Genomic DNA, 24,486 nt, shown 5'->3' with positions numbered 1-24,486 from the left:
AAAATGACAATGTTCCAAAAATCCACGATGCATCTGGCGGCTTTGCTTGCGGTGCTTCTGGCTTTGCCTGCACCGGCCAGCGCGCTCGACACGCATGTCGGATATTACTATCCCGCACCGCAGACAAGGGAGGCCTATATCTCCGAGGTTCCGGTGGCACCGGATGCCGACAAGCGCTCCAGGGCCGCTTTCGTCATCGGGCTGGCCGCGCAACAGGCCAAGCAGAACTATACGCCCGGTTATCACATGTTCGCCAAGGGTGGCGATCTGGAAAAGCTGATCATCGTCGCAACCGGCGGCGGGCAATACGATACGCTCTATCGGATGCGCGCCCTTCTGGCATCGCTGACCTCGATGGCCCGCTCAACCGAACTTTTCGCCCGCACCAACCGCCCGCAGGAACTCAACTTTCTCGACTTCTGCAAGTTGATCGGCTTCACGCAGGTGACCGTCAGCAACGGCAAGGACGTCACTCATCAGATCAAGGTTCGCTGAGACCGACGGGGTCGGCCGCACTAGCGTCTCAGTTCGCCGTTCAACCAATCGCGATACTGAGACCTGGTGCCAAAGAAGGCGTTCCGGTCGACATCGCCCTTGATCCCCGGAACTCGTCCCTCGGCGGTGTATTGCCAGAAGACCCAGTCGTCCCGCTGCTCATAGATGTTTTTCGGATGGGTGGCGACGGAACGCAGCCAGAAATGCTCTCCCTTGAGAGCCCCGACCAACCTGTCGCGATGGAAGTCAACGGACGAATAGATCACCGGTCGCTTGCCGTAGTGCCGTTCCATTTCGTCCAGGAAAATCTTCATATCCGGCACGACCTGCGCTCTTTCCGGCCGTTCGCGGCAGGTCTTGGAGTGAGCATTCCATTCCATATCCAGAACGATCGGCAGGGCTTGCGGGTCCTGGGGGATGACTTCCTTGACCCAGGCAATCTGCTCTTCCACCGGACGGCAGAAGTAATAGAAGTGATAGGCACCCCTCGGAACACCGGCCTTGCGCGCGGCGATCCAGTTGTCGACAAAGCGCGGATCGACATGATCGCCGCCTTCCGTTGCCTTGATCCAGGCGAAGGCCACGCCTGATCGCTTCACTTCATCCCAGTCGATATCTCCCTGCCAGCGGGATACATCAATACCGTGGATCGCATAGTCTTCCGGAGTCGGGTCTGGAAAATCGTAAGCTGAACAAGAGCTTAGAAAAACTATTCCAATGATCGCGCAAATAGACTTGATAGGGGCCAGCACAGCGTCCTCGGCAGGGTTAAGAAAGACTTTCCGTTTCCGCTCAAAATGCGCGGGATTTCCTAACGGTTCGTAGACAAATTCGCGAAATCTCCGCAAAAACGCGTATTCATTCGTGCCTGACTAGGGCGGCAATACGGCAGCACGAAGACGGAATAGTGACTTAGGGTCATTTCCACATCGCTTGATGTCCGCACTCATGCTGCTGTCAGGAGGCTTTTCCGATGTGACGGAAATCCGTTGCACTGTCCGTTCGAATCCGTATGACTGATCGGACTGCAACCTGCCTGGCTAGGAACTCATGACAAACCGGCTCAAACTCGTTACCTGGAACATCAATTCCGTGCGCCTGCGCATGCCGATTGTCGAACAGCTGATCGAGGAAACAGCACCGGATGTGATCTGCCTGCAGGAAACCAAGTGCCCGGACGCGAACTTCCCTGAAAATGCGTTCCGCAAGGCGGGCTATGAGCATATGGCCATCAACGGCCAGAAGGGCTACCACGGCGTCGCAACCGTGTCGAAACTGCCGCTCTCCAATGTTGAAAAGCGGGACTTCTGCAATGTCGGTGACAGCCGGCATATTGCCGTTGATGTCCCCTTCAACGGTTCCAGCCTGCGCCTTCATAACTTCTATGTACCCGCGGGTGGTGACGAACCGAACCGCGAAATCAACCCGAAGTTCGGTCACAAACTCGATTTCATGGCGGAAATGCAGGACTGGCTGCAAGGTGAGGAAACTTCCCGCCCGGCTGTGCTGGTCGGTGACCTGAATGTTGCACCCTACGAGCAGGACGTCTGGTCTCACAAACAGCTTCTGAAGGTTGTTTCGCACACCCCTGTCGAAACCGAGCTGTTTGAGAAGGTTCGTGAAACCGGAGGCTGGCTGGACGCGATGCGCCAGTTCACGCCAATGGAAGAAAAGCTCTACACGTGGTGGAGCTACCGGGCCAAAGACTGGTCAAAAGCGGACAAGGGCCGCAGACTGGACCATGTCTGGGTATCCGAGCCCCTCGCCCCACACGTGAAAGGCACGAGCGTGCTGCGCGATGCGCGTGGCTGGGAAAAACCGTCCGACCACGCACCGGTCGTAGCGACATTCGAAGCCTGAGCCTCCAGGGGCCGGGTCACGAATTGTAATTGATTTCGGTGCGGTTTTCCGGCCGCGCCGCCCAGTCGAAATATGCATTTCGGATTGCCATGGTGACTTCGCCCGGAGCGCCATTTGAGAAGATGTGGTCGTCAACCCTCGTGATCGGGGCAACCCCACCGCCTGAGGTGGTGATGAACACTTCATCGCTCTGCAGAAGTTCTTCCAGCGGCAACGTCCTGACCTCGGTGGCAAGGCCCATCTCGTTGGCAATGTCGAGGACGGTCTGGCGGCTGATCCCTTCAAGAACTCCGTCTTTCGCCGTTACAAGTCGCCTGTCCTTGACTGCAAAGACGTTGAAACCCGGACCTTCTGTGACGTTGCCTTCCCCGTCCAGCAGCACGGTTGTCTCCGCTCCCACGCCTTTGGCCTCGAGAAGCCCTTTGGTGAAGTCCCCCCAATGGTAGTTCTTCACCCGCGGATCTACACTTTCAGGTGAAATCCGCTGAACGGACCGGGCGATGTGAACATGGGCTCCGGCTTCCGCGACTTCCGGACGGATCACGTGGATGTATGGCACGCACCAGGCAAAAAAGTGGTTGCGGCAATCGCGCGGATCACGGGAGCCCGGCACCATGTTGACACCTCTGGACGTCACCATGGCGACATAGGCTTTCCGCAAACCTGTTGCCGAAACCAGTTCCTGCAGCGCTGCCGTAATCTCTTCAGGAGTCAGCCCGGGATCGAGATTTAATGTTTCCATCGAACGGAAGAACCGCGTCAGGTAATGACCAAGCCGAAAGAATGCCCCGTCCCAGACCGGAACAACGTCATAAGTGATGTCGGAATGAATGAGGCCCCAGTCCGTTACCGGGATGCTGGCCTGCGAGATGGGCATGATCTTGCCAGCCATCCACGCTCCGCCGGTCGACAGGTTCGGGGTCTCGGAGGAGCCGGTGATGTCGAATGGCACAGTCATGAAAGGATAGGTCCTTTAAGCTTTGAGATCGAAATTCCTGGTTGGCTAAGGGGTCAATATTACCTTGCCACGTACGCGTCGTGCTGCGATTTCGTCCAGCGCAACCGCAATATCCTCGAGCGGATAAACTGCATGGACGTGTGGCTTGAGTTTGCCTTCCTGCACCCATTTCAGCAGCGTTGCCATGTTCCGCTTGTGACCTGCCGGATCGCGGACGAGCGCTTCTCCCCAAAAGACGCCCTGAACATCACAGCCTTTGAGCATCACGATGTTCAAAGGAATCCTGGGGATGTCCCCGGCGGCAAACCCGATCACCAGAAACCGGCCTTCCCATCCAGTGGCCCTGAGCGCCTGTTCCGACAGGTCACCCCCGACAGGATCGTAGACGACATCGGCTCCCTTGCCGTCCGTGAGTTCTTTCAAGGTTTCCTTTAGATGCTGCTTTGAATAGTCAATGGTCAACTCTGCTCCCAGCGATCTGGCAAAACTGAGTTTTTCCTCCGAAGATGCACAGGCGATCACTCTGGCGCCCATGATCGCGGCAATTTCTACCGCCGCCTGTCCGACACCGCCGGAAGCTCCCAGCACCGCTACCGTCTCACCCGGCTGCAGGCCGGCCCTGTCACAATAGGCATGAAGCGTCGTGCCATAGGTAACGGTCAGACCGGCGGCAATTTCGAACGAAACGTCATCGGGAATCGCGATGAGTTCCTGTTCGCTGACAGCAACCAGTTCGCGAGCCGCACCCCAACGCATGTAACCCATGACCCGGTCACCGACGGCAAACTCCGACACGTCTTCGCCGACCGTTTCAACGATGCCGGCAAACTCCGCGCTTGGCGAGAATGGCATATCCGGCTTGAACTGATACTTGCCCTGAATGATCAACGTATCGAAAAAGTTCAGGGCGCAGGCTTTCACCCGGACGATCACATCTTTCGGGCCTGCGACAGGTTCCGCAACCTGTTCGACCACGAGAGATGATGGTGGACCGTAGGATTTGCAAAGACAGGCTTTCAAGGTGACCTCGTTCGGATAGAGACACTGCGGACTTGCGGGAAACGCCATTCTTTTGATGGCAGCGGCCTTGCACGTTATCAAGTCAATCCTGCTTCAGAAATTGGCTTTCCGGATAAGCCCGGTTCAAAGGCTGCTTTCTTTCGGCTATGAGAACCGTCACCGCCGATCCACCAGAATCGAGAAGAAACGGAATTTTCATGCGCGGATATTTTGCTGTCGGGGCAGAAGGCCTTTCCAAACGAATGAATCTTGGCACGCTTATGCGGTCCGCACATGCCTTCGGTGCCAACTTCTTCTTCACGGTGGATGCGGACCAGAAGCTACGCAAGGCACCGCCGTCGGACACATCCAAGAGCCCTGGCCACTTGCCGGTCTTTACCTGGGACAGCGTCGACACGATGGATCTTCCCAAGGGATGCCAGTTGGTCGGCATCGAGCTGACGGACGAGTCCATCGACCTGCCGAGCTTCGGCCACCCGTTACAGGCAGCCTATGTGCTCGGCCCGGAACGGGGGTCGTTGTCGCCGCAGATGCTGGAGCGGTGCGATCACATCGTGAAAATTCCGACGAAGTTCTGCATCAACGTGGCCATGGCCGGAGCGATCGTCATGTATGACCGCCACCGGGCCCTTGGCCGCTACGCCGAAAGGTCCCTGACGGCGGGCGCACCCAAGATCGAACGTGCGCAACATGTCAGCGGCGGTCCTGTCATGCGCAAGGGCAGAAAGGTTCCCGGAACCTGACACGCAGCTCCAGTGACGGTGGCAGTCGAGCTACGTCAACTCATCAGCCAGCTTGCGGGCGATTGCCCGCCATTCGGAACGCGTAACTTCAACGATCCGCATGTCACCGACAGCAACGCTCGTGATCAGGACATCGGCCGGCATTTCGCCAAGTTTCAGCAGAGTTTCGTGCAAGGTCGAACGGTCACCGCCGTCACCCGTCATCACGAGGGTGCGCCATTCACCCTGATCCAGGTAAATCGTGTCGCCTGTAAATAGATAGGTTTTTCCGTGAGGTGAAGCATAGCGATAGCAGACATTGTTATCAGTGTGCCCGGGCGTGAAGATGACCTCCAAACCACCTGCATGCTGTTCGGTGTCCAAAGTCTGGAATGCGATGTCGAGCCCCTTTCTGGCTCCGAAATAGGGCTGCATTCTTTCGTGACCGCAAAGCTGACCACCCAACCGGCTGCTGGTCGCGTGAAGCCCTGGAACGATCTCATGGTTGTGGCTCAGATACTGATGCGCAACACCGCCCATCTTGCTGATCCGGCTGAGATCGGCCTCCTGCGCACTGTGATAGATCAAGGCATTTCCGTCCGAATGCTCCAGAAAATAGGCATGAGTGCGCAGGGTTCCGAAACGCATCTCGACCGATGTCTGCCAAAGGTCCGGATAAAGCTGTCTCATTCGGCACGAACCTTCTGTGTGGCAATCAACGACTTGCTGGCAACCGCAGAAAGGACCGCGACGCCTGCAAAGGTCACGAACAGCCAGATGGACGAGTTTGCCGTCGCGCCGATATCGTTCTTGTTGTTAAAGCCCGACAGGTTGGCCACCAGGCCAGCCACCGCAGTACCGAAGGAAACGGCAAACATCTGAATGGTGGACAAAGCAGAGGCGGCATTTTCCTTTTCCGCTTCGTCGGTGAACTGAAGTGCAAATGTGTTCAGATGCGGCCAGCTGACCCCGATACCGATCCCGACGAGAACCAGCGACAGCGCCAGCACGGTGGTCAATCCGGCACCGGCCGACGTGTGCATGGGTGTTGCCAGTGCCAGGGTGAGCGTGCCCGCCAGCATCACGAGCGGTCCGGCAAGCACCGTGCGATGCATGGCTCTACCGGTGAACTTTGCCGAATAAACCTCCGAGGACGCCCAGCCGATAGAGACCAGTGCGGCAATGTAACCGGCAACAAGCGGTGACAAGCCATGAAGGCGTTGCAGGAAGAACGGCATGAAGAACTCGGCATTCACGCAGAAGATCAGCAGGGACATCACTGCAAATGCCAGAAACAGCGGCGAGCCGGGGAGCATCGCGCCTCTTGGGAACAAACGCACCTCTGCGGTCTTTTCCCGCCGCATCAGAACGAGCACCATCACCACCGACAGCGCGACGCCCAGTATGGCGCCAAGCGGTGACGTGGAAAGCGAAGCGGTCGATATCGCCAGCACGGAACCTGCCAGCAGGGCAAGCTGCCCGAATGCAATCGGAGCGACCGGTGACAATTCCTTCCTGATGCTCGGCAACATCCGCCAGGCCATCAGAATGTAGAGACCTGTCACTGGAAGAAGCGACGCAAATCCGCCACGCCACGCATCATATTCTGCGAACATTCCCCCGACGGCAGGACCAAACAGCATGGCAATGCCCCAGGTTCCCGACAGCAGGGCAACAGCCCGGGACCAGAGACGCTCCGGATAGGCAAATACGATCATCGAGTAGCACAGCGTGAACATCATGCCGCCGCCGATACCCTGTATCGAACGTCCAACCAGCATTATCGGCATGCTGGGAGCCGCAGCAGTAATCAGGCTGCCAAGCGCGAACACCACGCCGGAAAGGGCGAATGCGGACTTGGCTCCCAATCTCTGGAAGATCTTGCCTGTGACGGCTGCACTCAAGATAGCTGCAAGCGTGAAGAGGGTCGCATTCCATGCATAAAGCCCCTGCCCCCCGATTTCGGAAACGATGGATGGAAGCATGGTCGCCGAAATGTTGATGTTCACCGCGTGCAGAATAATTCCTCCCGCCAACACAGCCGACACAGGCGCATGGGTTCCCCATAAAACGTCGCTCCAGCGCGCCTGATCTGACTGTTCAATGCTTGCGGACATGGCCGGTTCTCTCCTTAGGGAATGGTTCTGAATTCGATCTAGTCCTTGCCTAGGTAGGTCCTGAACCTTAGTTGAGGTCAAGAGGAAAATTCAGGAGAAAATCATGGACAGAAAAGGCGGTTTGACAGTCGGTGAAGTCGCGCAACGCAGTGGCATCGCGGTCTCCGCCATTCATTTTTACGAACGCAAAGGACTCATCTCCTCGTCGCGCAACAGCGCCAATCATCGCAGATACTCGGCCACGGTCCTGAGAAAGATCGCGATCATTCAGGTCGCTCAACGCGCTGGCGTACCGTTGCGCGAGATCGCCGAAGCGATGTCGTTTCTGCCTCCCGAGGAAAAGGTCACTGTTGATCACTGGGAACAGCTTTCCAGCAATTGGGCTTCGGAACTGGACGACCGGATCGCAAGATTGCAAAGATTGCGAAAACTGATGGACGGATGTATCGGCTGCGGTTGCCTGTCACTCAACACCTGCAAACTGCTGAACCCAGACGACGAGATCGGTGCCAACGGCCCGGGGCCGCGTTTCCTTGAAGAAGACGCGCCGGAAACGCTCGATTTCTGAACCCGGACCAGGCGCCTTTCTATTCGTGGTGGATGAACCCGAATTTGCAAGCACCTCAACCCGCAATGCCAGGAGGCAACCACTTGCACTGTCAGGTGTTTTGTCTACCCTCTTGAGAAGTTTCCTCTTGCGACCGACTGCCGGAGAGGGACCTGACGAACACCGGGAGGCTGCACATGATCGGATTGAGAAGCACACTTGCTGGCTTCTGGGTCATTTGCGTGGCCCTTCTGTTGCCTGTCTCGGCACATGCTTCGGCGAAAGTGGCGCTGGTTATCGGAAACGGCTCCTACCAGGCCATGTCCTCGCTCGTAAATCCGGCAAATGATGCCAACCTCATGACCAACAAACTGGCGGCACTGGGGTTTGAAGTCATCAGGGTAATCGACGGCGACCGGCGGGATTTCTACGATGCGCTCACGCAGTTCGGGCGCAAGGCCCAGGGCGCGGAAGTCGCACTGGTCTTTTATGCAGGTCACGGTGTTCAGGTGAATGGCAGAAACTGGCTGCTCCCGGTGGATGCACAAATTCAGGCCAGCACGGATCTGCCCGGGCAGGCCGTCAAGGCAGATGATCTTCTTGAAATCATGGAAGCATCGGGAGCGAAACTGAAGCTTGTTTTCCTGGATGCCTGCCGAAACAACCCCCTGCCGCGTTCACTCTCCCGAGGCACATCAAACGGCCTTGCCCGGCTGGAGGCAAATGCTGCCGGAATGATGATAGCTTTTGCCACCTCTCCCGGAGACGTTGCTCTGGACGGCACCGGCCGGAACAGCCCCTTCACCGAAGCGCTTGCCACGTGGATCGATACCCCCGACCTGGAGATCCGCCATTTGATGGGACGTGTTCGTGAAAGTGTTTATCGCGACACGGGAAAAGCCCAGCTGCCCTGGCTGAACGAAGCGCTGATCGGAGAGTTCTATTTCGGCGGTCGCTCGTCCGAAACGTCGGCCACTTCGACATCAAATACAGCCAGCCCTTCTCCGACAGCTCCAACCGGCGGGACCGCGGGCACAGGACCAACGCTGAGCCTCCAGCAATCGCGTCATCAGCCAGTGCCTCGCTACGCGGGAAACCTTTGCCGCAGCGCCACGTCCGGGCAGGGAAACTGGCAGGTCTGTGCCAGTTCCGTTCTCGATCCGCAGCATGGCAATCGCTACGGGCCCCTGAACCTTCTGGACGGCAACCCGTCAACTGCATGGGTTGAAGGTGTCGGCGGAAACGGAGCTGGTGAAAGCATCCTGATTGCTTTTGACCGTCCCCGGCTGTTGTCGGGTTTCGATGTCGTCAATGGCTATGCCAAAAACCGTGACATCTATTCCAAAAATGCGCGCCTCCAGACAGCACGCATAACCTTGTCGGATGGCAGCACCCAGACAATTTCCCTGCCGGACTCCATGCGTTCAAGCCGGTTTGCCTTCGGATCGCCGGTTGAGGCCAGCTGGATCGAAATAGAAATTGGCTCCGTTTATCCGGGAACCAGATACACCGACACCGCGGTTTCGGAGTTCGCGCCGGTCTTTGCCGATTAGACTGATTTCGCACTGATTGGCTTTGCGGCGGCCCTAACGGCTTGTGATTGGAAAATCGAAAGACTTCCTCCGGAAGGGTTCATCAATCAGCGTGAAATGCCACCATTCACCCGGATAATTGCGAAACCCGCCCTTGCGCATGAGATCGACAAGCGTCTGTCGCAGTTGCCGGGCAGAAGCCGCAACATCAACCGAATCAGTGCGGCTATCGGGATCAAAACAGTCAAAAGGTGTTCCGAAGTCCGCTGTATCGCGATCGGTTCGCGCGCAAACGTTCGCGGAGGTTCGCCCGGTTGCGACCTCGCCCGACAAAGGCTCCAGAGCAACATCAACCGTTGATCCACGGGCATGACTGCTCTTGGCACCAATATAGCCTTGGCGGACCAGGCTAGACCTGGACACTCTTGGAAAATAAGCCTGATCGGTTCCGCTTCCGCCGGCAACCCAGGCGACCATGGCATTGACTGCACGTTGGGGCCGATAGCAGTCAAAGGTCACCAGGGAATAGCCGGCCTGAACGGCCTTGCTCTGAACCTTGGCCAGCGCCTTGGCTGCTGCCTCGGTCAGAACGCATTCTGCCGACTGATATCCGGGCAAACGCTGGCGCATGAAATTATTTCGTCCTGCATAGCGTATGTCCTGACGGATGTCGGGAACGATTTCCTTTAGAAAAACAAATCCTTCCGGCAAAGCGGTCGCACTTGGCGCAGGTCCGGAAGCCAGAAACAAAAAGAAGGCCGCGAGTGAAGACCTAATCGACATCGACGGCCTCATCGGCCTCGATCAGCTGGCGCAGCCTTCCAAAAGCAAGCCGTATGCGCGATTTGACGGTTCCCAGGGGCAATCCTGTTTCTTCGGAAATTTCGCTATGTGACCGGCCCAGGAAAAACGCGAGGCGCACGACTTCCTTTTGCTCGTCCGGCAGTTTCGCCAACGCCGCCCTGACGCGTTCTTCGCGCAATCTGGCATCCATCTCGTCTGCAACATCCGGCAGAGGGGACGGCTGCAGGGAAGGTTCTTCAGGGTCGAGCTCAGCTGTTTTCCGTCGCCTCAAATTGTCTATGCGACGATTACGGGCCACGCGGAAAAGCCAGGTACTGGCAGAGGACTTTTTCGGATCAAACAGCTCAGCCTTGCGCCAAAGGGTCACCATGACGTCCTGCGCTATTTCCTCCGCGACAGCCCCGTCCGCGCCTTGTTTCATCAGATAGCCCTTTAAACGTGGGGCAAAATGATCAAACAATTCAACAAATGCAGCTTTGTCGCGGTCAGTCGCGACTTTGACAATGAGTTCAGAAAAGTACTGCGATTGCGCCAAAGATCACTTAACTCCCTGTCGATCCTTAAATCTTTAGCATGTTTGCAGGATTTCGAAAGGCGCTTCCCCTGCTCTGCCACACTGTTGCCTCGATTTATCGCAAATGCGTTGAGACAAAGCCATTGTCCACCCGGACTGTAAAAAACAGACTGGTACGGGACAAGGCTTCAACCCTTTCGTAACCCGCTTTAAGTTATCATTAAAGCAAGGTTTATATGTCAGTGGCCAATTGAATTGAATTTTACAGAAACTCATAGCCAAACGGTGTGGAGATGATGAAAGCAAAATCGCTGGTTCTGGCCCTCGCAGGTCTTGCCGTTTCGAGTGCAGCGGCTTTCGCACAAACCCCGACGCTGCTAAAGCAGCATAAGGACTGGGCGGCTTATGCGCTGACCAGCGGCAGCGGCAAGGTGTGCTACGCTCTGACGAAGCCGACCACTCTGCTGCCGGGCGATCGCAATCATGGAGACGTGTTCTTTTTCGTGACCTCCAGACCAGCCGAAGGTGTCAATTCCGAGCCTAGCTTGCTGGTTGGATATCCGTTCAAGGACAAATCCTCCGTCAATGTCGATGTTGACGGCAAGGGATTCACCCTGTTCACCAACAATGATGGTGCCTGGGTGGAAAATGCGGCGACGGAAGCTCAGCTTGTAACGGCAATGAAAGCCGGTCGTGAAATGACGGTAAACGGCGAATCCAGCCGTGGCACGCGCACAACGTACAAGTTCTCGCTCTCCGGCGTGACAGCTGCCATCGACACCGCTGCACAGGCTTGCCGTTAATCCGCAACGCCAACCACTTCTTTTTCGCTGCCCCGGCCGGATCGACACGCATCCGGTCGGGCGTTTGCGTTTGTCGAAGAGCGCTCATTTGCGGCTGCATGGCACCATTGCAGGCCTGAAAGCTTGATTTTCAGCGCGGTTTGTGGTTTTGGATCGCAAGAGTTTTACCTGGAAGAGCAGGTGACCCGGCAGCCGCGTTCCTTGAAGTGTAACGCCTTGACGAGCGCCGGAGAAAACAACGGATCACGACATGGCGACTACGCTCGACATCGCGCGGGACAATCCGAACGCGCAGACAGTTTCAGCCGCAGCTTCCGCATTGCTGCCTGGTGACGACAAGCCCACGCTGGTAGGTTTGTCGCGCGAGGAGCTTGGCGAAGCGATGGGGACGATCGGCGTGCCGCAAAAGCAGTGGCGCATGCGCGCTTCTCAGCTGTGGCACTGGCTCTACGTGCGCGGCGTTTCCGACTTTTCGCAGATGACAAACATCGCCAAGGATCTGCGCCAGAAACTGGACGAGAATTTCACAGTCTCACGGCCGGAAATCGTATCCGAGCAGATTTCTGTCGATGGCACGCGCAAGTGGCTGTTTCGCTTCCCGCCTCGCGGCGCCGGCAGACCTGTAGAAGTCGAAACCGTCTATATTCCCGAGGAAGGCCGTGGCACGCTTTGCGTCTCATCGCAGGTCGGTTGCACGCTGACTTGCACGTTCTGCCATACCGGCACCCAGAAACTCGTGCGAAACCTCACGTCGGAAGAAATCCTTTCGCAGATTCTGATGGCACGCGACCGGCTGGGCGATTTCCCGGACGCAAGTACGCCTCAGGGAGCCATCGTTCCTTCCGAAGGCAGGCTAGTATCCAACATCGTCATGATGGGCATGGGGGAGCCGCTCTATAACTTCGACAATGTCAAAAAAGCGCTGTTGATTGCCTCGGATGGTGACGGACTGTCTCTCTCCAAGCGGCGGATCACGCTTTCCACTTCCGGCGTGGTGCCCGAGATTTTCCGCACAGGTGACGAAGTCGGCTGCATGCTGGCAATCTCGCTGCACGCCGTTCGCGACGAGCTGCGCGATGTTCTGGTTCCGATCAACAAGAAGTGGAACATCAAGGAATTGCTCGACGCCTGCCGTCAGTATCCCGGTCTGTCCAATGCCAAGCGGATCACGTTTGAATATGTGATGCTGAAGGATGTGAACGACAGCAATCAGGATGCGCTTGAGCTGGTGCGCCTCCTCAAAGGCATTCCGGCAAAGATCAACCTGATTCCATTCAATCCATGGCCGGGATCCGATTATGAGTGCTCGGACTGGGAGCGGATCGAGGAATTCGCCGACATCGTCAACCGTGCCGGATATGCTTCGCCGATCCGGACACCACGCGGACGGGACATTTTTGCAGCCTGCGGTCAGCTGAAATCGGCCTCCGAGCGCATGCGCAAAAAGGACCGGGAAGCACTACAGGCATCCTGATTGACCTGTCGGGTTCCACAAGAAACGCAAAAGAAAAACGGCGGAATTTTCCGCCGTTTTTTGTTTTGCTGGTGCTTAGCGTGCATTCGCACCCTTACGCGGCAGCAACCTCACGCAGGAACTCGTTCACCGCCGCATTCAGGCTGCTCAGCTTTTCTGTCGCGTTTTGCGTTGCCTCTTCTACAGCCTGTGCGGACATGGACGTGGAGCCGACAGACGCGCTGACATTCGACATGTTGTCGCTGGCAGCGGACGTCCCGGCTGACGCCTCGGAGGCACTTCGGCTGATCTCGCCGGTCGCTGCATCCTGTTCCTGGACGGCCGCGGCAATTGACGTTGTGTTCTCGTTGGCCTTCACCATGATTTCCGCGACACCCTGGATTGCGGTGACGGCCTGTTCCGTTGCCGCCTGGATTTCCGCGATCTGGTTCGAGATGTCTTCGGTTGCCTTGGAAGTTTGCGTGGCAAGCTCTTTCACCTCCGCAGCGACGACTGCAAACCCTTTGCCTGCCTCACCTGCACGGGCCGCTTCGATCGTTGCGTTCAGGGCGAGCAGGTTGGTCTGCTCGGCAATGGCCTGAATAAGGCCAATGACCTCGCCAATGCGGGCAGATCCGGAAGAAAGCTGCTCCATCATCTGCGTGCTGGTCTGGGTCTGATTGGTGGCGTTGGCAATGACCCGGTTCGTCTCCTCGATCCTTTGACCGATTTCCGAAATCGACGACGAAAGTTCCTCGGTGGCAGCAGCAACGAGCTGAACGTTGCCCGAAGCCTGAGTTGTGGCCGAGGCCGCGCTGTTCACTTCCTCAGAAGCGCTGGTGGCACTCGACATCATGGAAGCCGCATTTGACTGCATTTCGCCCATGGACGTTTCCACAACTCCGAGCAGGTCGGACGACTGGGTTCTGAATGTGTCGATCAGAGTATCGATCCGCTGCTGGCGCTCTAAGCGTTGCTGCTCTTCCTCTTTTCTTGCCTCGGCCAGACGAGCCTGTTCCGCGACTCCATCCCGGAACCCTGCAATCGCGGAGGCGATTTCTCCGACTTCGTCCTGACGCTTCGCCTCGGCAAACTCGACGCTTACGTCGCCGCCGGCCAACTGGGCTGCGCTCTGGACAAGGTTCCTGATCGGATGAACAACCGAACGTGCGGCAAGCCAGCCAACGAATGTCATGACGGCCAGAATGCCGAGACTGATAATCGCGATCTGGTTACGCAGAGCCATCACCGGCAGCAGAATTTCTTCCTCCGCTTCAACCGCAACAACAGCAAGGTTTACGCCCTGAAACTGAAGCGGAGCAGACGCGGCGATGAAAGTCTGGCCACGGAAATCTTCCAGATGCCCGATTGCGGACTGACCGGCCAGCGCGGTATCGGCAACTTCACTGTGCAGGCTGTCTTGCAGAATGTCGTTCCGATCGGGCGTCTTTGCCGAATCGTTTCGGAACAGCTTGTCAGCCCCGATCAGAATTGCTTCACCCGTCTCGCCCAGTCCCGGTACATCAGCCATGATCGCGTTGATATTGTCGATGGGCATCTGAAACACCAGAACGCCCAGGCGTTTGCCGTCTTCAAAGACCGGTGTCGAGATAAAGCTGGCCGGTGCATCGGCACTCGGAGCGTAGGGCTTGAAATCATAGAAATGAACACTTCCTTCGCTGCCCTTCTGAGCTGCGCGAAACGCATTGCCAAGATCCGTGTCCCTGTATTCCCCCGACAAAAGGTTTGTCGCGTAATCCAGTTCCTTGAAGACGGTGTAAATGAGAGAGCCGTCATCGGAGAACAGGAAGATATCGTAGTATCCGCGCGTTTTGAGCATGGTCCGGAACCACGGATGGTATTGAGCATGCGCAAGATCGTAGGGCGTTTCGCCCGCGCTCATCAAAGCATCCTTTTCACCTGTCGGATGCGGATTGTCGTGAATATAGGCTCCTTGCAAGATGTCTTGAGAATTTCCGTCCTGACCGTTCCATGCGATCTCGAAATCGACCAGTGCCGATTTCACGAACGGACTCTCGGCCGTTACGGACAGGTCCTGGACAATGGAGTCGAGGTAACGTGAAAGATCGTCGCTTCGCACCTTTGCCAGGGCCGACAATCTCTCTTCTGCCTGTTCTTCGATATTGGACGAGCTGACCCAGTAGGCCAATGCGCCGACGAGGACGGCCGCCACGACCGAGCAACCGGATATGATTGCTGGCAAACGAAAGCTGAGTTTAGAGAACCGGGCCCCCACAGCACCCTCCTAAAGTTGAATACGCTTTTCGTAGGGTCAGGTGTTTCAGCTTACTCTTCAGTTAATTGTATTATTTTTACTTCCCAAATTTATAGAAATTAAGTTGAATAAAACAAGCAACAAAACCAGCAATAGAAATTGCTTGTAATAAGTAACAAGTAGAGAGATTTCTACTCTGTTTTTAATTTTAGAATTACTCTTTTTAAGACACCTCACACTTCACTACCACCCACAGCAGCGCACCGTTTCAATCTGTCAACCGAGATTCGACTGACCAGATATCCCTCTCAAGGTATTATTTAAAATACTTTTACGGCTAATTTCTCTTGCCCCGCAATCGCGATCGAGGAAGGTCGCCGATACAGCTTTGGTCATCACCTTGAAACAGGTGCAATAAACGAAAGGCCGCCAATGGCGGCCTTTCTTTTTCTGATTGAGCCGGATCAGACGAGGCCGGCCTTGGTCAACGGCAACGTTGTCACCCATTCTCCCTTGGCAGCCGCAATTGCGTTTGCAACAGCGGGCCCGATCGGAGGTGTCCCCGGTTCGCCGATACCACTCGGAGCTTCGTTTGAAGCAACGATATGCACCTCGATTTCAGGCATGTCGGAAATCCGGAGAGGTTCATAAGTGTCGAAATTGGTCTCATCGACGACACCGTCCACCAGAGTGACCTGGTTGCGGAGGATCGCACCCAGTCCGTAACCGATGCCACCTTCAACCTGAGCCCGGATGTTGTCGGGGTTGATCGGCGTTCCACAGTCAACAGCTGCCGTAACCTTCTCGACCTTCACCGTGCCATCCTCGCGGAAGGAGATTTCGGCAACTTCGGCAACGTAGGAACCAAAGGACTTGTGAACCGCAACGCCGCGATGGCGTCCTTCGGCAGCAGGCTTGTCCCATCCGGCCTTTTCGGCTGCAAGCTTCAGAACATTCACCTTCCGCGGATCGTCCTTGATCATTTCAAGACGATAGGCAACTGGATCCTTGCCCGCTTCCTTTGCAAGACGGTCAACCATGGATTCCATGACATAAGCCGTATGAGTATGGCCAACGGACCGCCACCAGAGAACCGGAACCTTCGTTTCCTGGAATGACTGGTCCATGTTCATGAGCGGGAAGTCATAGGTCGTATCGTGGGCACCTTCGGTCATGTTGTGATCGACGCCATCCTTCATCAGCATGGCTTCGAACGGGGTACCCTTGATGATCGACTTGGCGGCTATGTTGTATTTGAACGCCGTCACATTGTTGTTCTCATCGAGACCAACCTTGATCTTGTGCGCCGACATTGGCCGGTAATATCCGCCCGCCATATCGTCTTCGCGCGTCCATACGATCTTCACCGGCGCCGGCTCCATGCCCGCCGCCTGCATGGCCTTGGCCAGGGTCGTGATTTCCACCACCGGGTGGGCATCAGCCTGCGCCCGGCGCCCGAAAGACCCACCGGCCCAGAGCGTGTTGATCTTCACGTTCTGGAACGGAATGCCCAAAACCGTGGCCGCAACGTTGTGGTCGATTGTCTGGATTTGGGAACCGAACCAGAACTCCGCCGTTTCCCCGTCGAACATCATTGCAATGTCGAGCGGCTCCATCGCGCCGTGCGCAAGGTAAGGAAACTCGAAGTCTTCTTCGATGACGCGTGCCGAAGCGTCGAGGGCCGCATCGATGTCACCGTCTTCGCGGACTTTGACACCGGGTTTGGCGGTCATTTCCTTGAGTTCGGCAAACATTGCATCGCTGGATCGGGTTTCGGCCTCGCTGTCATCCCATTCGATCTCCAGGAGCTCACGCCCCTTGATGGCCGGCCAGGTTGACTTGGCGACCACAGCAATCCCGTTCGGGATCTCAAGAACATTGACGACGCCCGGCACCTTTTTGGCCTCAGCGGCATCGAATGACTTCACCTTGCCGCCGAAACGGGGCGAGCGAGCCACGACGGCCACCAACAGATCATCGCGCTGAAAATCCATGGTGTAGGTTTTCGGCGCTCCAACGGTCTTGTTCTTCACATCCAGGCGCGGGAAGGACTTGCCGATATAGACCCATTGGTCCGGAGATTTCAGTGCCGGTTCCGCCGGTACATCCTGCTCTGCCGCAAGACTGGCGAGCTCACCAAGCGTTGCTGATTTGCCGGACGAATGAGACACGACCCCTGCAGACACTGTGATTTCACCTGCCGGGACACCCCATTCCTTGGCTGCCGCTGCCACGATCATGGCCTTCGCTGCCGCACCGGCCTGACGATACTGCATGAAGGAGTTCGCCATGGCAGTCGATCCGCCGGTCCCCTGGACGCCAAACAACAAATTTGCGTAGAGCTGCGGATTGGACGGGGCAAACTCGACCGAGACCTGTTCGCGCGAGGCGTCAAGTTCCTCGGCGACGAGAGTAGTCAGACCAGTGGCCGCACCCTGCCCCTTGTCCAGATGCTTGGACAGAACGACCACCGTGTTGTCGGGACGAATATGCACGAAAGGTTGGGCGAGTTCGCCACTTCCGGCTGCGGCTTTAGCGGCACGCGGCAAATTCATCGCGATCACCAGACCACCGACAGCCCCGGCCGACATTTTCAGAAAGGTACGCCGCGACGGCTTTTGTGCCTCAAGCGGCTTCTGCAATAGATGCAACATGGCCTATCCCTCCATCTTGTCAGCGGCAAGGTGGATCGCCTTGCGAATACGGGCGTAAGTGGCACAACGGCAGACATTGCCGTCCATCGCCGCGTCGATATCTTCATCGCTCGGCTTCGGCGTCTCGCTCAGGAGCGAAGTGGCCGCCATGATCTGGCCGGACTGGCAGTAACCGCACTGCGGCACATCCAGTTCGTTCCAGGCAGCTTGAACAGCTTCCGCGGCCTTGCCGTTCACGCCTTCGATGGTGGTGATTTCCGCGCCTTCCAGGTCGCCGACCATGGTCTGACAGGAGCGGATTGGAGTGCCGTCCCAGTGGACGGTGCAAGCTCCGCAGGAAGCAATGCCGCAACCAAACTTGGTTCCGGTCATTCCAAGCTCATCGCGCAGCGCCCACAGCAGCGGGCTTTCGGGGTCGGCATCAAGCGTGCGCGTTTCCCCGTTGATTTTGAGAGTGACTGACATGAAGGACGTCTCCCTTGGCTGGCCTTAACTGGCTAAAGGGTGTAAACTACACCGTGCAGTGTAATCTCAGTTCACACATATGTAAACGCCCTAGTTTACATAAGGCATTTTTTTTGGGATGAAAGGGCTGGGGGACTGTCGTATGACAGAAATGCAGAAAGGGGCGCGCTTGAGGCGAGAATGTCCGTATCAGATCAGAAAAAAAAGCAGATCATAGAAGCCGCGATCGCGGAGTTTCAGGAAAAGGGCTACGCCGGCGCCAGCATGGACCGCATTTCCGAACGCGCGCAGGTTTCCAAACGGACAGTCTATAATCATTTCGAAAGCAAGGATGTCCTGTTCAAGGCGATCAACCAGTGCCTCGCCGACCAGATAAATTCTGCCCTTGAGCTTCCCTATGACCCGGATCTTCCAATTCGGGACGCCTTGATACGGCTCGGTTGGGCCGAAGGCGAACTGATGATCAACCCGTGCTTCATGAGTCTTGCGCGCATGATCATGAGCGAGACAATTCGCGATCCGGGACTGGCAGCGGACATGAATTCCCGCATGACCAAGCTGGTGATCTTCGCCGAGTTCATCGAACGCGCGACGCAGGAAGGCAAACTCAAAGCTGAAGATCCGGGCCTTGCGGCCGAACAGTTCCTTGGCCTGATCAAGTCACGTGCCTTTTTCCCGAACATCTATGCAGCACGCGTCCCGGAACGTGAGGAAATACGCAACATAATCGAAGAGAGCGTTGACCTGTTCCTGGCGAAATACGGTAAATCTGAGAGTTAGTCAGAGTGAAAACTGTCATCCCTGTGCAGGCAGGGATCCAGTAATCGCAGGTGAAAATCGCAATATATTGCCGCTCCGGCGCACTAGATCCCGGATCTCCGCTACGCTTCGTCCGGGATGACAATCAGAGAGCAATCGAACCATTACGAGGTGTGCAGATCATCTCCAACAATCACTCAAAATCTATACAAGACTGATGGGATGATTAGCCTGCATTGTCCACAGGACCTTCAAGCAGCCTGCCCCAGCGGGTGCGTTCTGCCATTTGCTGCCGGGTTTCTTCGGAGATCAACCCTTTGACATTCTCCGGGACCCAGCCGCCGCCAAGCCCCTTGTAGACGGCGATAAGATTGGTCAGCACGCTGGCCTCCGCTGCAATCAGCCTTTCTTCGGCACGCAGCAAACTCTTCTGGGCATCAACCACGCGATTATAGGACGCTGTGCCGTCTTCGTACTGCGCCTGCACCTCCCCGACCGAACTGCGCGCAGCTGTCAGACTGCGGCGCAGATAAACTGTTTCCTGTTTGGCGCGCAGAAACGCGGTTAGCGCATTTTCGACCTCGGCATAGGCTGACAGCACTGTGTTTTCATAATTGAGAAGTGTCTCCTGAAACTTGGCATCCTGAACCCTGACATTGTTCTGAATCCGGCCGTAGTTCAGAAAGTTCCAGGAAAAGGCCGGATTTATGAATCCGGTCGTGGTGCCATTCTTGAAAAGATTGGAGAAATCATCGGCACTGACGCCGATCGCTCCGGAGATGGTGAATGCCGGAAAGAGATCGGCCTTGGCCACACCAATCTGCGCTGACTGTGCCGCGGCAACATACTCCGCATAGCGGATGTCAGGTCGCCGACGCAGCATATCGGCAGGCACGCCCACGGCAACTTCAGCCGGCACCCGTGAAAATCGGGATTTCTTGCCGAGGCGTGCCTTCATTTTCCCGGGCGTTTCACTCAGTAGCAGGCTCAGCGCATTGTACGCCTGTGCCAGATCAGCCTCATAACCGGGAATGCTGGCAAGTGTGTTGTTGTAAAGGACCGTTGCCTCATCAACATCCAGCTTGGTCGCAGCACCGTTTTCCAGCCGCAACCGCGTGAGATCGAGGGACTTCTTCTGAAGCACGGCATTCTTGCGCGCTGCTGCGATCAGCTGCTGAAGTTCCCGGGCAGTAACATAAGTCGCGGCAATATCACCGGTCAGCGTAACCAGCACATCGTCATAAGAGGCAATGTTCGCCTTCAGATTTGCATCTGCCGATTGAACATCCCTGCGGATCTTGCCCCAGACATCGATCTCCCAGGCCGCATCAAATCCCGTCGACACGCGCGTGATGTGATCGTTGACGAGGCCTGCCCGCTCCAGATCGCGAATGAACGGGTCCTGGGAACTGAAACGTATGCTCTTGGAACCGCCTTTGATTTCCTGGACTTGCGGGAAGAGTTCACCCTTGGCGATCCCGAGCTGCGCGCGGGCCTGATAAACGCGCACGCCTGCCGCCTGCAATTCGACATTCTGCCGGTAGGCCTCGGCGATCAGGCTGTTCAGAGCCGGGTCCTTGAAGACATGCCACCAGGGCACGGAGTTCGCGCTGCGGCTGGTAAAACCGGTTTGGCTGTCGACCGGCAGATTTGCGCCGGTGCTCCAGCTGTCGAGCAATGGCGCTTCGGGTCGTTCGAAATCCGGACCGACCATGCAGCCACCCAGCATCAGCATCCCGCCAACCACCAGCCCCCGACCTGTCCGCTGCAACCAACCCATATCCGTTTCACCCACTTCAAACATCAAACGGAACAATAAAATTGATCCAGGCATACAGACGCATGTTGATGCGCCTGAGAACCGCAACCCAGCTGCCGCCGCCACCGGTGTAGATCGCCGCCGCTCCGTGGGCGCCCCCCGGATAGCGTTTGAGCGCAGGATCGTCATCAAGAACGATTTCGACTGCGAACCGGCCTTGCGGGCTCATGAAGAGAAAATCCGGCACCCGGCCACTCGGCTTGATCTGCCCCTGCCCGGTACCTTCCCAGATCGACTTGACCTTTCCGGTGAAGATCTGTCCCGGATAAAAATCGAGCGCCACCTCCACCGGTTGGCCCGGCTCCACGAACTTCAGGTGTTCCTGGTAGAAGGTCGCCAAAAAATAGGGATTGGCATCGGCAACGAAGGCCGCGATGGCGCCAACCCGAAAGCCGCCGACCACGAGCCCGGGCCGCGCTTGCTGGCTGACGATCATGCCGTCTTCCGGCGCATGGATCGTCGTCTGGTCAAGATAATACTGCGCCTGATCCACCTGAGCCTGCGCCGCTGCCACCTGGGCATTCACGCCATCGAGCGTCGCATCCGCTGCCAGTTGAGCCTTTTTCAGATTGGCTTCACCTTCCGCCACCTGAGCCTCGGCAGCTGCCAGTTGCGCGTTCCATTTGTCCAGCGTTTCCTGTTTCGCCCCGCCACGCGGAACCAGATTGGAATACCGGTTGACCTGCTCATTGGCGAATTGCTCGTTTGCACGAGCTTCATCGAGCGCATCCTGCGCCAGGACAATATCTTCTTGCAGGATCAGAGCGTTCTGTTGCGCAATTGCCAGGTTCGCCTGTGCTTCCTGCAACTGCGCCGCATAAAGGGTTTGATCGAACTGATAAAGCTGATCCCCCTTTTTGACTTTCTGATTCTGCGCGACGAACACTTCTTCCAGCAGTGTCGGGTGCGGCAGTCGTGGCGCAATCTGGATGGTTTGCCGGATCACGTGACCATCAATTGTGTAGGGAGTGTAGAACCTCAGGAATACAATCAGCAGAAACAGAACATGGAAGCCGACCCAAAAGGTCACAACTCCCCAGGCAATATTGAACTTCAAAAGCTGGTATTTATAGAACACCAGCCACATCGCGATCGCGTAAAAAAACAGGATGAGCAGCGCGACCGTCATCAGGGCGCACTTTCGTCAGTGTTGGCTCGCTCAAGGTTCGCAGGCATTTTTTTCTGTGAGGTTTCCGAAACTATGCCAGCCTCAAGTTTCCCTTCAGCGTTGGCAACACTGTCGCCGTCAGGTTTCGCATGCATGTCCTTCGGAAGTTTCCTGACATCGATTGTCAGGGAATCATGGTAGGCCCAGATCAGCGCGTGGATCCACGGGAAAATGGTAAAAAGTCCAATCCATCCGCCGAGTTTTACCGATTCCGCATGAGGATGATTGCGCTTTTCCGCCAGCTTGCCCGGCAATCCGCCCAAAGTGATCATCGCGTAGAAAAAAGCGATCACGACAAACAAGAGAATAAGAAACGTCAGGTAGTCATAGACATCGAGCTTGAAGTCGATAAGGCCCATTCCACCTCCTCGTTCGGCTGGAATACCGAACTGCAAATTAACCATCCGGTAACACCCTCAACCGAGGTGAAGTCAATTGCAAGTTTCGAGTGTTCACGATCTCACTGCCACCAGCGACACACTGCCGGGGCCCGCGGCGACCATTTGGCCCTTCGAAGGGGCTTGCACAGCCCATAGAACCGGCTAAATTGCCGCAAATTTTTAACGGTGCGGTCAATCCGCCCAGATCAACGAACTGGACCTTCCTTCAATGGCGCATGGTGACATCAAAAAAGTCGTGCTGGCTTATTCCGGCGGCCTCGATACTTCCATCATTTTGAAATGGCTGCAGACCGAACTCGGCTGCGAAGTCGTGACCTTCACTGCGGATCTCGGACAAGGCGAAGAGCTGGAGCCGGCACGCAAGAAGGCCGAGATGATGGGCATCAAGGAAATCTACATTGATGACCTGCGCGAAGAATTCATCCGTGATTTCGTTTTCCCGATGTTCCGCGCCAACGCGGTCTACGAAGGGGTTTACCTGCTCGGCACCTCCATTGCCCGTCCGCTGATTTCCAAACGCCTCATCGAGATCGCCGAGGAAACCGGCGCAGACGCGATCGCTCACGGCGCAACCGGCAAAGGCAACGACCAGGTCCGTTTCGAGCTGTCTGCCTACGCCCTGAACCCGGACATCAAGGTAATCGCGCCGTGGCGTGACTGGACCTTCAAGTCCCGGACCGATCTGCTTGATTTTGCCGAAAAGCACCAGATTCCAGTTCCGAAGGACAAGCGTGGCGAGGCCCCGTTCTCCGTCGATGCCAACATGCTGCATTCCTCCTCTGAGGGTAAGGTTCTGGAAGACCCGGCTGAAGAAGCACCGAACTACGTTTTCCAGCGCACTGTTGATCCGACCGAAGCTCCGGACGTTGTCACCGAAATTGAAATTGGCTTCGAAAAGGGCGACGCAGTTTCGCTGAACGGCGAGAAGATGTCTCCGGCAACCCTGTTTGCCAAACTCAACGACTACGGCCGTGACAACGGCATCGGCCGCCTCGACATGGTAGAAAACCGCTTTGTCGGCATGAAGAGCCGCGGCATCTACGAAACACCGGGCGGCACCATTCTCCTGACCGCACACCGGGCCATGGAATCCATCACTCTCGACCGTGGTGCATCGCACCTGAAGGACGAGCTGATGCCGCGTTATTCCGAGCTGATCTACAACGGCTTCTGGTTCTCACCTGAGCGCGAAATGCTGCAGGCTCTGATCGACAAGAGCCAGGAACACGTCACCGGTACGGTCAAGCTGAAACTCTACAAGGGCAATGTCATCCTCGTTGGCCGGTCCTCGCCGTACTCTCTCTATTCTGAAGAGCTGGTCACCTTCGAAGACGACCAGGGCGCTTATGACCAGAAGGATGCAGCCGGTTTCATCAAGCTGAACGCACTGCGCCTGCGCACGCTCGCCAAGCGCGACCGGATCGGCTGAGAGCTGACAAGATGAAAGAGCCGGCGGCAGTGGAGTTGACAGACAGCCTCGCAGCCGCCGGTTTTTTGTGTCTTGGTGGATTTGAGCCAGGACCGGATGACCTTGTGCCGGACCGGGCCGATGGCTGCCCAGTCAAATCGCTTCTTCTCATCGGGAGCACCGGACCATCCCTTTGGCCATTTCTGAGTCAGAGTCCCGAACACCGCGACGGCAAACCTGATCCTCTTGATCGCTACACCAGGCGTGTCCTCTGGGACCTGGCGACCGGGAACGGATTTGATGTCCTCTTTCCCTTTGACGGACCGCCCTATCATCCGTTTCAACAGTGGGCTCTTAGATGCGGTGGCTTCTCACAAAGTCCGCTCGGGGTACTGGCCCACACGGACTACGGGCCCTGGACCGGGTTCCGGGCAGCGTTTCTCTCATCAGACCCTGAAAGTGATGCTGCGGCATCACTCGCCCCAGGCCCCTGCGAAACCTGTCATGACAAACCCTGCCTTGGTGCCTGTCCGGTAGACGCGATTACCATGACGAATGGATACGACGTTCCAAAATGCCGCTATCATCTTAGGTTGGAAAGCACGACCGAGTGCTGGTCTGGCTGCCTTGCCCGGCAGGCCTGCCCCTTTGGAACCGAACACCGGCAAGACGCCGACACGGCCAATCTTCACATGAAGAGCTTTATTGGTCTTACAGGGTAAAACGAACATCCGCACAACAAAAGCATGCG

The 24,486-nt window shown here is 56.6% G+C and carries 23 protein-coding genes; 10 read left to right on the top strand and 13 right to left on the bottom strand.

Going from position 1 to position 24,486, the window contains the following annotated elements:
* Positions 1–3 precede the first annotated feature (3 nt).
* The gene (locus tag ABLO27_RS25515; protein ID WP_353036915.1) at positions 4–495 is read left to right on the top strand and encodes a hypothetical protein; all 492 of its coding nucleotides are present in this window, start codon (positions 4–6) and stop codon (positions 493–495) included.
* Between the two features lie 20 nt (positions 496–515).
* Here ABLO27_RS25515 and ABLO27_RS25510 read toward each other — a convergent pair whose 3' ends face one another.
* The gene (locus ABLO27_RS25510) at positions 516–1,247 is read right to left on the bottom strand and encodes a glycoside hydrolase family 25 protein (protein ID WP_353036914.1); all 732 of its coding nucleotides are present in this window, start codon (positions 1,245–1,247) and stop codon (positions 516–518) included.
* Between the two features lie 298 nt (positions 1,248–1,545).
* Between ABLO27_RS25510 and xth the strand changes: the two genes are divergently transcribed.
* On the top strand, positions 1,546–2,355 hold the full coding sequence (xth, locus tag ABLO27_RS25505; RefSeq protein WP_353036913.1) for an exodeoxyribonuclease III: 810 nt from the start codon (positions 1,546–1,548) through the stop codon (positions 2,353–2,355).
* Positions 2,356–2,371: 16 nt separating this feature from the next.
* Here xth and ABLO27_RS25500 read toward each other — a convergent pair whose 3' ends face one another.
* Together ABLO27_RS25500 and ABLO27_RS25495 are read right to left on the bottom strand one after the other, a co-directional pair.
* Positions 2,372–3,313 carry an aminotransferase class IV gene (locus ABLO27_RS25500; protein ID WP_353036912.1) on the bottom strand — a complete coding sequence of 314 codons (942 nt, stop codon included), beginning with the start codon at positions 3,311–3,313 and terminating at the stop codon, positions 2,372–2,374.
* 45 nt (positions 3,314–3,358) lie between these two features.
* A complete protein-coding gene (locus ABLO27_RS25495) occupies positions 3,359–4,333 on the bottom strand; it encodes an NADPH:quinone oxidoreductase family protein (RefSeq protein WP_353036911.1) in 975 nt (324 codons plus the stop codon).
* A gap of 197 nt (positions 4,334–4,530) precedes the next feature.
* Between ABLO27_RS25495 and ABLO27_RS25490 the strand changes: the two genes are divergently transcribed.
* Positions 4,531–5,076: an RNA methyltransferase gene (locus ABLO27_RS25490; RefSeq protein WP_353036910.1), complete on the top strand. Its 546-nt coding sequence runs from the start codon at positions 4,531–4,533 to the stop codon at positions 5,074–5,076.
* 30 nt (positions 5,077–5,106) lie between these two features.
* Here ABLO27_RS25490 and ABLO27_RS25485 read toward each other — a convergent pair whose 3' ends face one another.
* Together ABLO27_RS25485 and ABLO27_RS25480 are read right to left on the bottom strand one after the other, a co-directional pair.
* Positions 5,107–5,745, bottom strand: coding sequence for an MBL fold metallo-hydrolase (locus ABLO27_RS25485; protein WP_353036909.1), 639 nt, complete (start codon positions 5,743–5,745; stop codon positions 5,107–5,109).
* Positions 5,742–7,172, bottom strand: a complete 1,431-nt coding sequence (locus ABLO27_RS25480) for an MFS transporter (protein WP_353036908.1) — start codon at positions 7,170–7,172, stop codon at positions 5,742–5,744. The genes ABLO27_RS25485 and ABLO27_RS25480 overlap by 4 nt, the downstream gene beginning before the upstream one ends.
* Before the next feature lie 103 nt (positions 7,173–7,275).
* Between ABLO27_RS25480 and soxR the strand changes: the two genes are divergently transcribed.
* Positions 7,276–7,740, top strand: a complete 465-nt coding sequence (gene soxR, locus ABLO27_RS25475) for a redox-sensitive transcriptional activator SoxR (protein ID WP_353036907.1) — start codon at positions 7,276–7,278, stop codon at positions 7,738–7,740.
* A 176-nt stretch (positions 7,741–7,916) separates the two neighbouring features.
* On the top strand, positions 7,917–9,272 hold the full coding sequence (locus ABLO27_RS25470) for an NADase-type glycan-binding domain-containing protein (RefSeq protein WP_353036906.1): 1,356 nt from the start codon (positions 7,917–7,919) through the stop codon (positions 9,270–9,272).
* A 33-nt stretch (positions 9,273–9,305) separates the two neighbouring features.
* Here the strand turns inward: ABLO27_RS25470 and ABLO27_RS25465 are convergent, their stop codons facing one another.
* Both ABLO27_RS25465 and ABLO27_RS25460 read right to left on the bottom strand, forming a co-directional pair.
* A complete protein-coding gene (locus tag ABLO27_RS25465) occupies positions 9,306–10,034 on the bottom strand; it encodes a M15 family metallopeptidase (protein WP_353036905.1) in 729 nt (242 codons plus the stop codon).
* Positions 10,024–10,590, bottom strand: a complete 567-nt coding sequence (locus tag ABLO27_RS25460) for a sigma-70 family RNA polymerase sigma factor (RefSeq protein WP_353036904.1) — start codon at positions 10,588–10,590, stop codon at positions 10,024–10,026. The genes ABLO27_RS25465 and ABLO27_RS25460 overlap by 11 nt, the downstream gene beginning before the upstream one ends.
* 272 nt (positions 10,591–10,862) lie before the next feature.
* On the opposite strand from ABLO27_RS25460, the gene ABLO27_RS25455 reads away from it, so the two are divergent.
* Both ABLO27_RS25455 and rlmN read left to right on the top strand, forming a co-directional pair.
* Positions 10,863–11,372, top strand: coding sequence for an invasion associated locus B family protein (locus ABLO27_RS25455; RefSeq protein WP_353036903.1), 510 nt, complete (start codon positions 10,863–10,865; stop codon positions 11,370–11,372).
* Positions 11,373–11,622: 250 nt separating this feature from the next.
* A complete protein-coding gene (gene rlmN, locus ABLO27_RS25450; RefSeq protein ID WP_353036902.1) occupies positions 11,623–12,846 on the top strand; it encodes a 23S rRNA (adenine(2503)-C(2))-methyltransferase RlmN in 1,224 nt (407 codons plus the stop codon).
* Between the two features lie 94 nt (positions 12,847–12,940).
* Here rlmN and ABLO27_RS25445 read toward each other — a convergent pair whose 3' ends face one another.
* From ABLO27_RS25445 to ABLO27_RS25435, 3 genes are all read right to left on the bottom strand, one after another.
* Complete coding sequence (locus ABLO27_RS25445; protein ID WP_353036901.1) at positions 12,941–15,019, bottom strand: methyl-accepting chemotaxis protein; 2,079 nt, start codon at positions 15,017–15,019, stop codon at positions 12,941–12,943.
* Positions 15,020–15,525: 506 nt separating this feature from the next.
* Positions 15,526–17,715 (bottom strand): xanthine dehydrogenase family protein molybdopterin-binding subunit, encoded by a 2,190-nt coding sequence (locus tag ABLO27_RS25440; RefSeq protein ID WP_353036900.1) that lies wholly within the window; start codon positions 17,713–17,715, stop codon positions 15,526–15,528.
* Between the two features lie 3 nt (positions 17,716–17,718).
* Positions 17,719–18,180: a (2Fe-2S)-binding protein gene (locus tag ABLO27_RS25435; protein ID WP_353036899.1), complete on the bottom strand. Its 462-nt coding sequence runs from the start codon at positions 18,178–18,180 to the stop codon at positions 17,719–17,721.
* A 180-nt stretch (positions 18,181–18,360) separates the two neighbouring features.
* Between ABLO27_RS25435 and ABLO27_RS25430 the strand changes: the two genes are divergently transcribed.
* Positions 18,361–18,960, top strand: a complete 600-nt coding sequence (locus ABLO27_RS25430) for a TetR/AcrR family transcriptional regulator (protein ID WP_353036898.1) — start codon at positions 18,361–18,363, stop codon at positions 18,958–18,960.
* Positions 18,961–19,165: 205 nt separating this feature from the next.
* Here the strand turns inward: ABLO27_RS25430 and ABLO27_RS25425 are convergent, their stop codons facing one another.
* From ABLO27_RS25425 to ABLO27_RS25415, 3 genes are read right to left on the bottom strand one after another with little or no spacing between them, the layout of a single operon-like run.
* Positions 19,166–20,719, bottom strand: coding sequence for an efflux transporter outer membrane subunit (locus ABLO27_RS25425; RefSeq protein ID WP_353036897.1), 1,554 nt, complete (start codon positions 20,717–20,719; stop codon positions 19,166–19,168).
* A gap of 16 nt (positions 20,720–20,735) precedes the next feature.
* Positions 20,736–21,887: an HlyD family secretion protein gene (locus ABLO27_RS25420; protein WP_353036896.1), complete on the bottom strand. Its 1,152-nt coding sequence runs from the start codon at positions 21,885–21,887 to the stop codon at positions 20,736–20,738.
* The gene (locus tag ABLO27_RS25415; RefSeq protein WP_353036895.1) at positions 21,887–22,285 is read right to left on the bottom strand and encodes a DUF3302 domain-containing protein; all 399 of its coding nucleotides are present in this window, start codon (positions 22,283–22,285) and stop codon (positions 21,887–21,889) included. Before ABLO27_RS25415 ends, ABLO27_RS25420 begins: the two co-directional genes overlap by 1 nt.
* Before the next feature lie 250 nt (positions 22,286–22,535).
* On the opposite strand from ABLO27_RS25415, the gene ABLO27_RS25410 reads away from it, so the two are divergent.
* Positions 22,536–23,756, top strand: a complete 1,221-nt coding sequence (locus tag ABLO27_RS25410) for an argininosuccinate synthase (protein WP_353036894.1) — start codon at positions 22,536–22,538, stop codon at positions 23,754–23,756.
* Positions 23,757–23,767: 11 nt separating this feature from the next.
* On the top strand, positions 23,768–24,457 hold the full coding sequence (locus ABLO27_RS25405) for a hypothetical protein (protein ID WP_353036893.1): 690 nt from the start codon (positions 23,768–23,770) through the stop codon (positions 24,455–24,457).
* The last annotated feature ends 29 nt before the right edge of the window (positions 24,458–24,486 follow it).

It is taken from the genome of Roseibium sp. SCP15, from assembly GCF_040329435.1.
In the GTDB taxonomy this organism is placed as follows: Bacteria; Pseudomonadota; Alphaproteobacteria; order Rhizobiales; family Stappiaceae; genus Roseibium.
This window is presented reverse-complemented; position numbering and strand designations above follow the sequence as displayed.

Bases quoted from the DNA above. Each gene is read 5' to 3' on its own strand.
- ABLO27_RS25515 (WP_353036915.1), top strand. From the start codon at position 4: ATGACAATGTTCCAAAAATCCACGATGCATCTGGCGGCTTTGCTTGCG.
- xth (WP_353036913.1), top strand. From the start codon at position 1,546: ATGACAAACCGGCTCAAACTCGTTACCTGGAACATCAATTCCGTGCGC.
- ABLO27_RS25500 (WP_353036912.1), bottom strand. From the start codon at position 3,313: ATGACTGTGCCATTCGACATCACCGGCTCCTCCGAGACCCCGAACCTG.
- ABLO27_RS25490 (WP_353036910.1), top strand. From the start codon at position 4,531: ATGCGCGGATATTTTGCTGTCGGGGCAGAAGGCCTTTCCAAACGAATG.
- ABLO27_RS25485 (WP_353036909.1), bottom strand. From the start codon at position 5,745: ATGAGACAGCTTTATCCGGACCTTTGGCAGACATCGGTCGAGATGCGT.
- ABLO27_RS25480 (WP_353036908.1), bottom strand. From the start codon at position 7,172: ATGTCCGCAAGCATTGAACAGTCAGATCAGGCGCGCTGGAGCGACGTT.
- soxR (WP_353036907.1), top strand. From the start codon at position 7,276: ATGGACAGAAAAGGCGGTTTGACAGTCGGTGAAGTCGCGCAACGCAGT.
- ABLO27_RS25470 (WP_353036906.1), top strand. From the start codon at position 7,917: ATGATCGGATTGAGAAGCACACTTGCTGGCTTCTGGGTCATTTGCGTG.
- ABLO27_RS25465 (WP_353036905.1), bottom strand. From the start codon at position 10,034: ATGTCGATTAGGTCTTCACTCGCGGCCTTCTTTTTGTTTCTGGCTTCC.
- ABLO27_RS25455 (WP_353036903.1), top strand. From the start codon at position 10,863: ATGATGAAAGCAAAATCGCTGGTTCTGGCCCTCGCAGGTCTTGCCGTT.
- rlmN (WP_353036902.1), top strand. From the start codon at position 11,623: ATGGCGACTACGCTCGACATCGCGCGGGACAATCCGAACGCGCAGACA.
- ABLO27_RS25440 (WP_353036900.1), bottom strand. From the start codon at position 17,715: ATGTTGCATCTATTGCAGAAGCCGCTTGAGGCACAAAAGCCGTCGCGG.
- ABLO27_RS25435 (WP_353036899.1), bottom strand. From the start codon at position 18,180: ATGTCAGTCACTCTCAAAATCAACGGGGAAACGCGCACGCTTGATGCC.
- ABLO27_RS25430 (WP_353036898.1), top strand. From the start codon at position 18,361: ATGTCCGTATCAGATCAGAAAAAAAAGCAGATCATAGAAGCCGCGATC.
- ABLO27_RS25425 (WP_353036897.1), bottom strand. From the start codon at position 20,719: ATGGGTTGGTTGCAGCGGACAGGTCGGGGGCTGGTGGTTGGCGGGATG.
- ABLO27_RS25420 (WP_353036896.1), bottom strand. From the start codon at position 21,887: ATGACGGTCGCGCTGCTCATCCTGTTTTTTTACGCGATCGCGATGTGG.
- ABLO27_RS25415 (WP_353036895.1), bottom strand. From the start codon at position 22,285: ATGGGCCTTATCGACTTCAAGCTCGATGTCTATGACTACCTGACGTTT.
- ABLO27_RS25410 (WP_353036894.1), top strand. From the start codon at position 22,536: ATGGCGCATGGTGACATCAAAAAAGTCGTGCTGGCTTATTCCGGCGGC.
- ABLO27_RS25405 (WP_353036893.1), top strand. From the start codon at position 23,768: ATGAAAGAGCCGGCGGCAGTGGAGTTGACAGACAGCCTCGCAGCCGCC.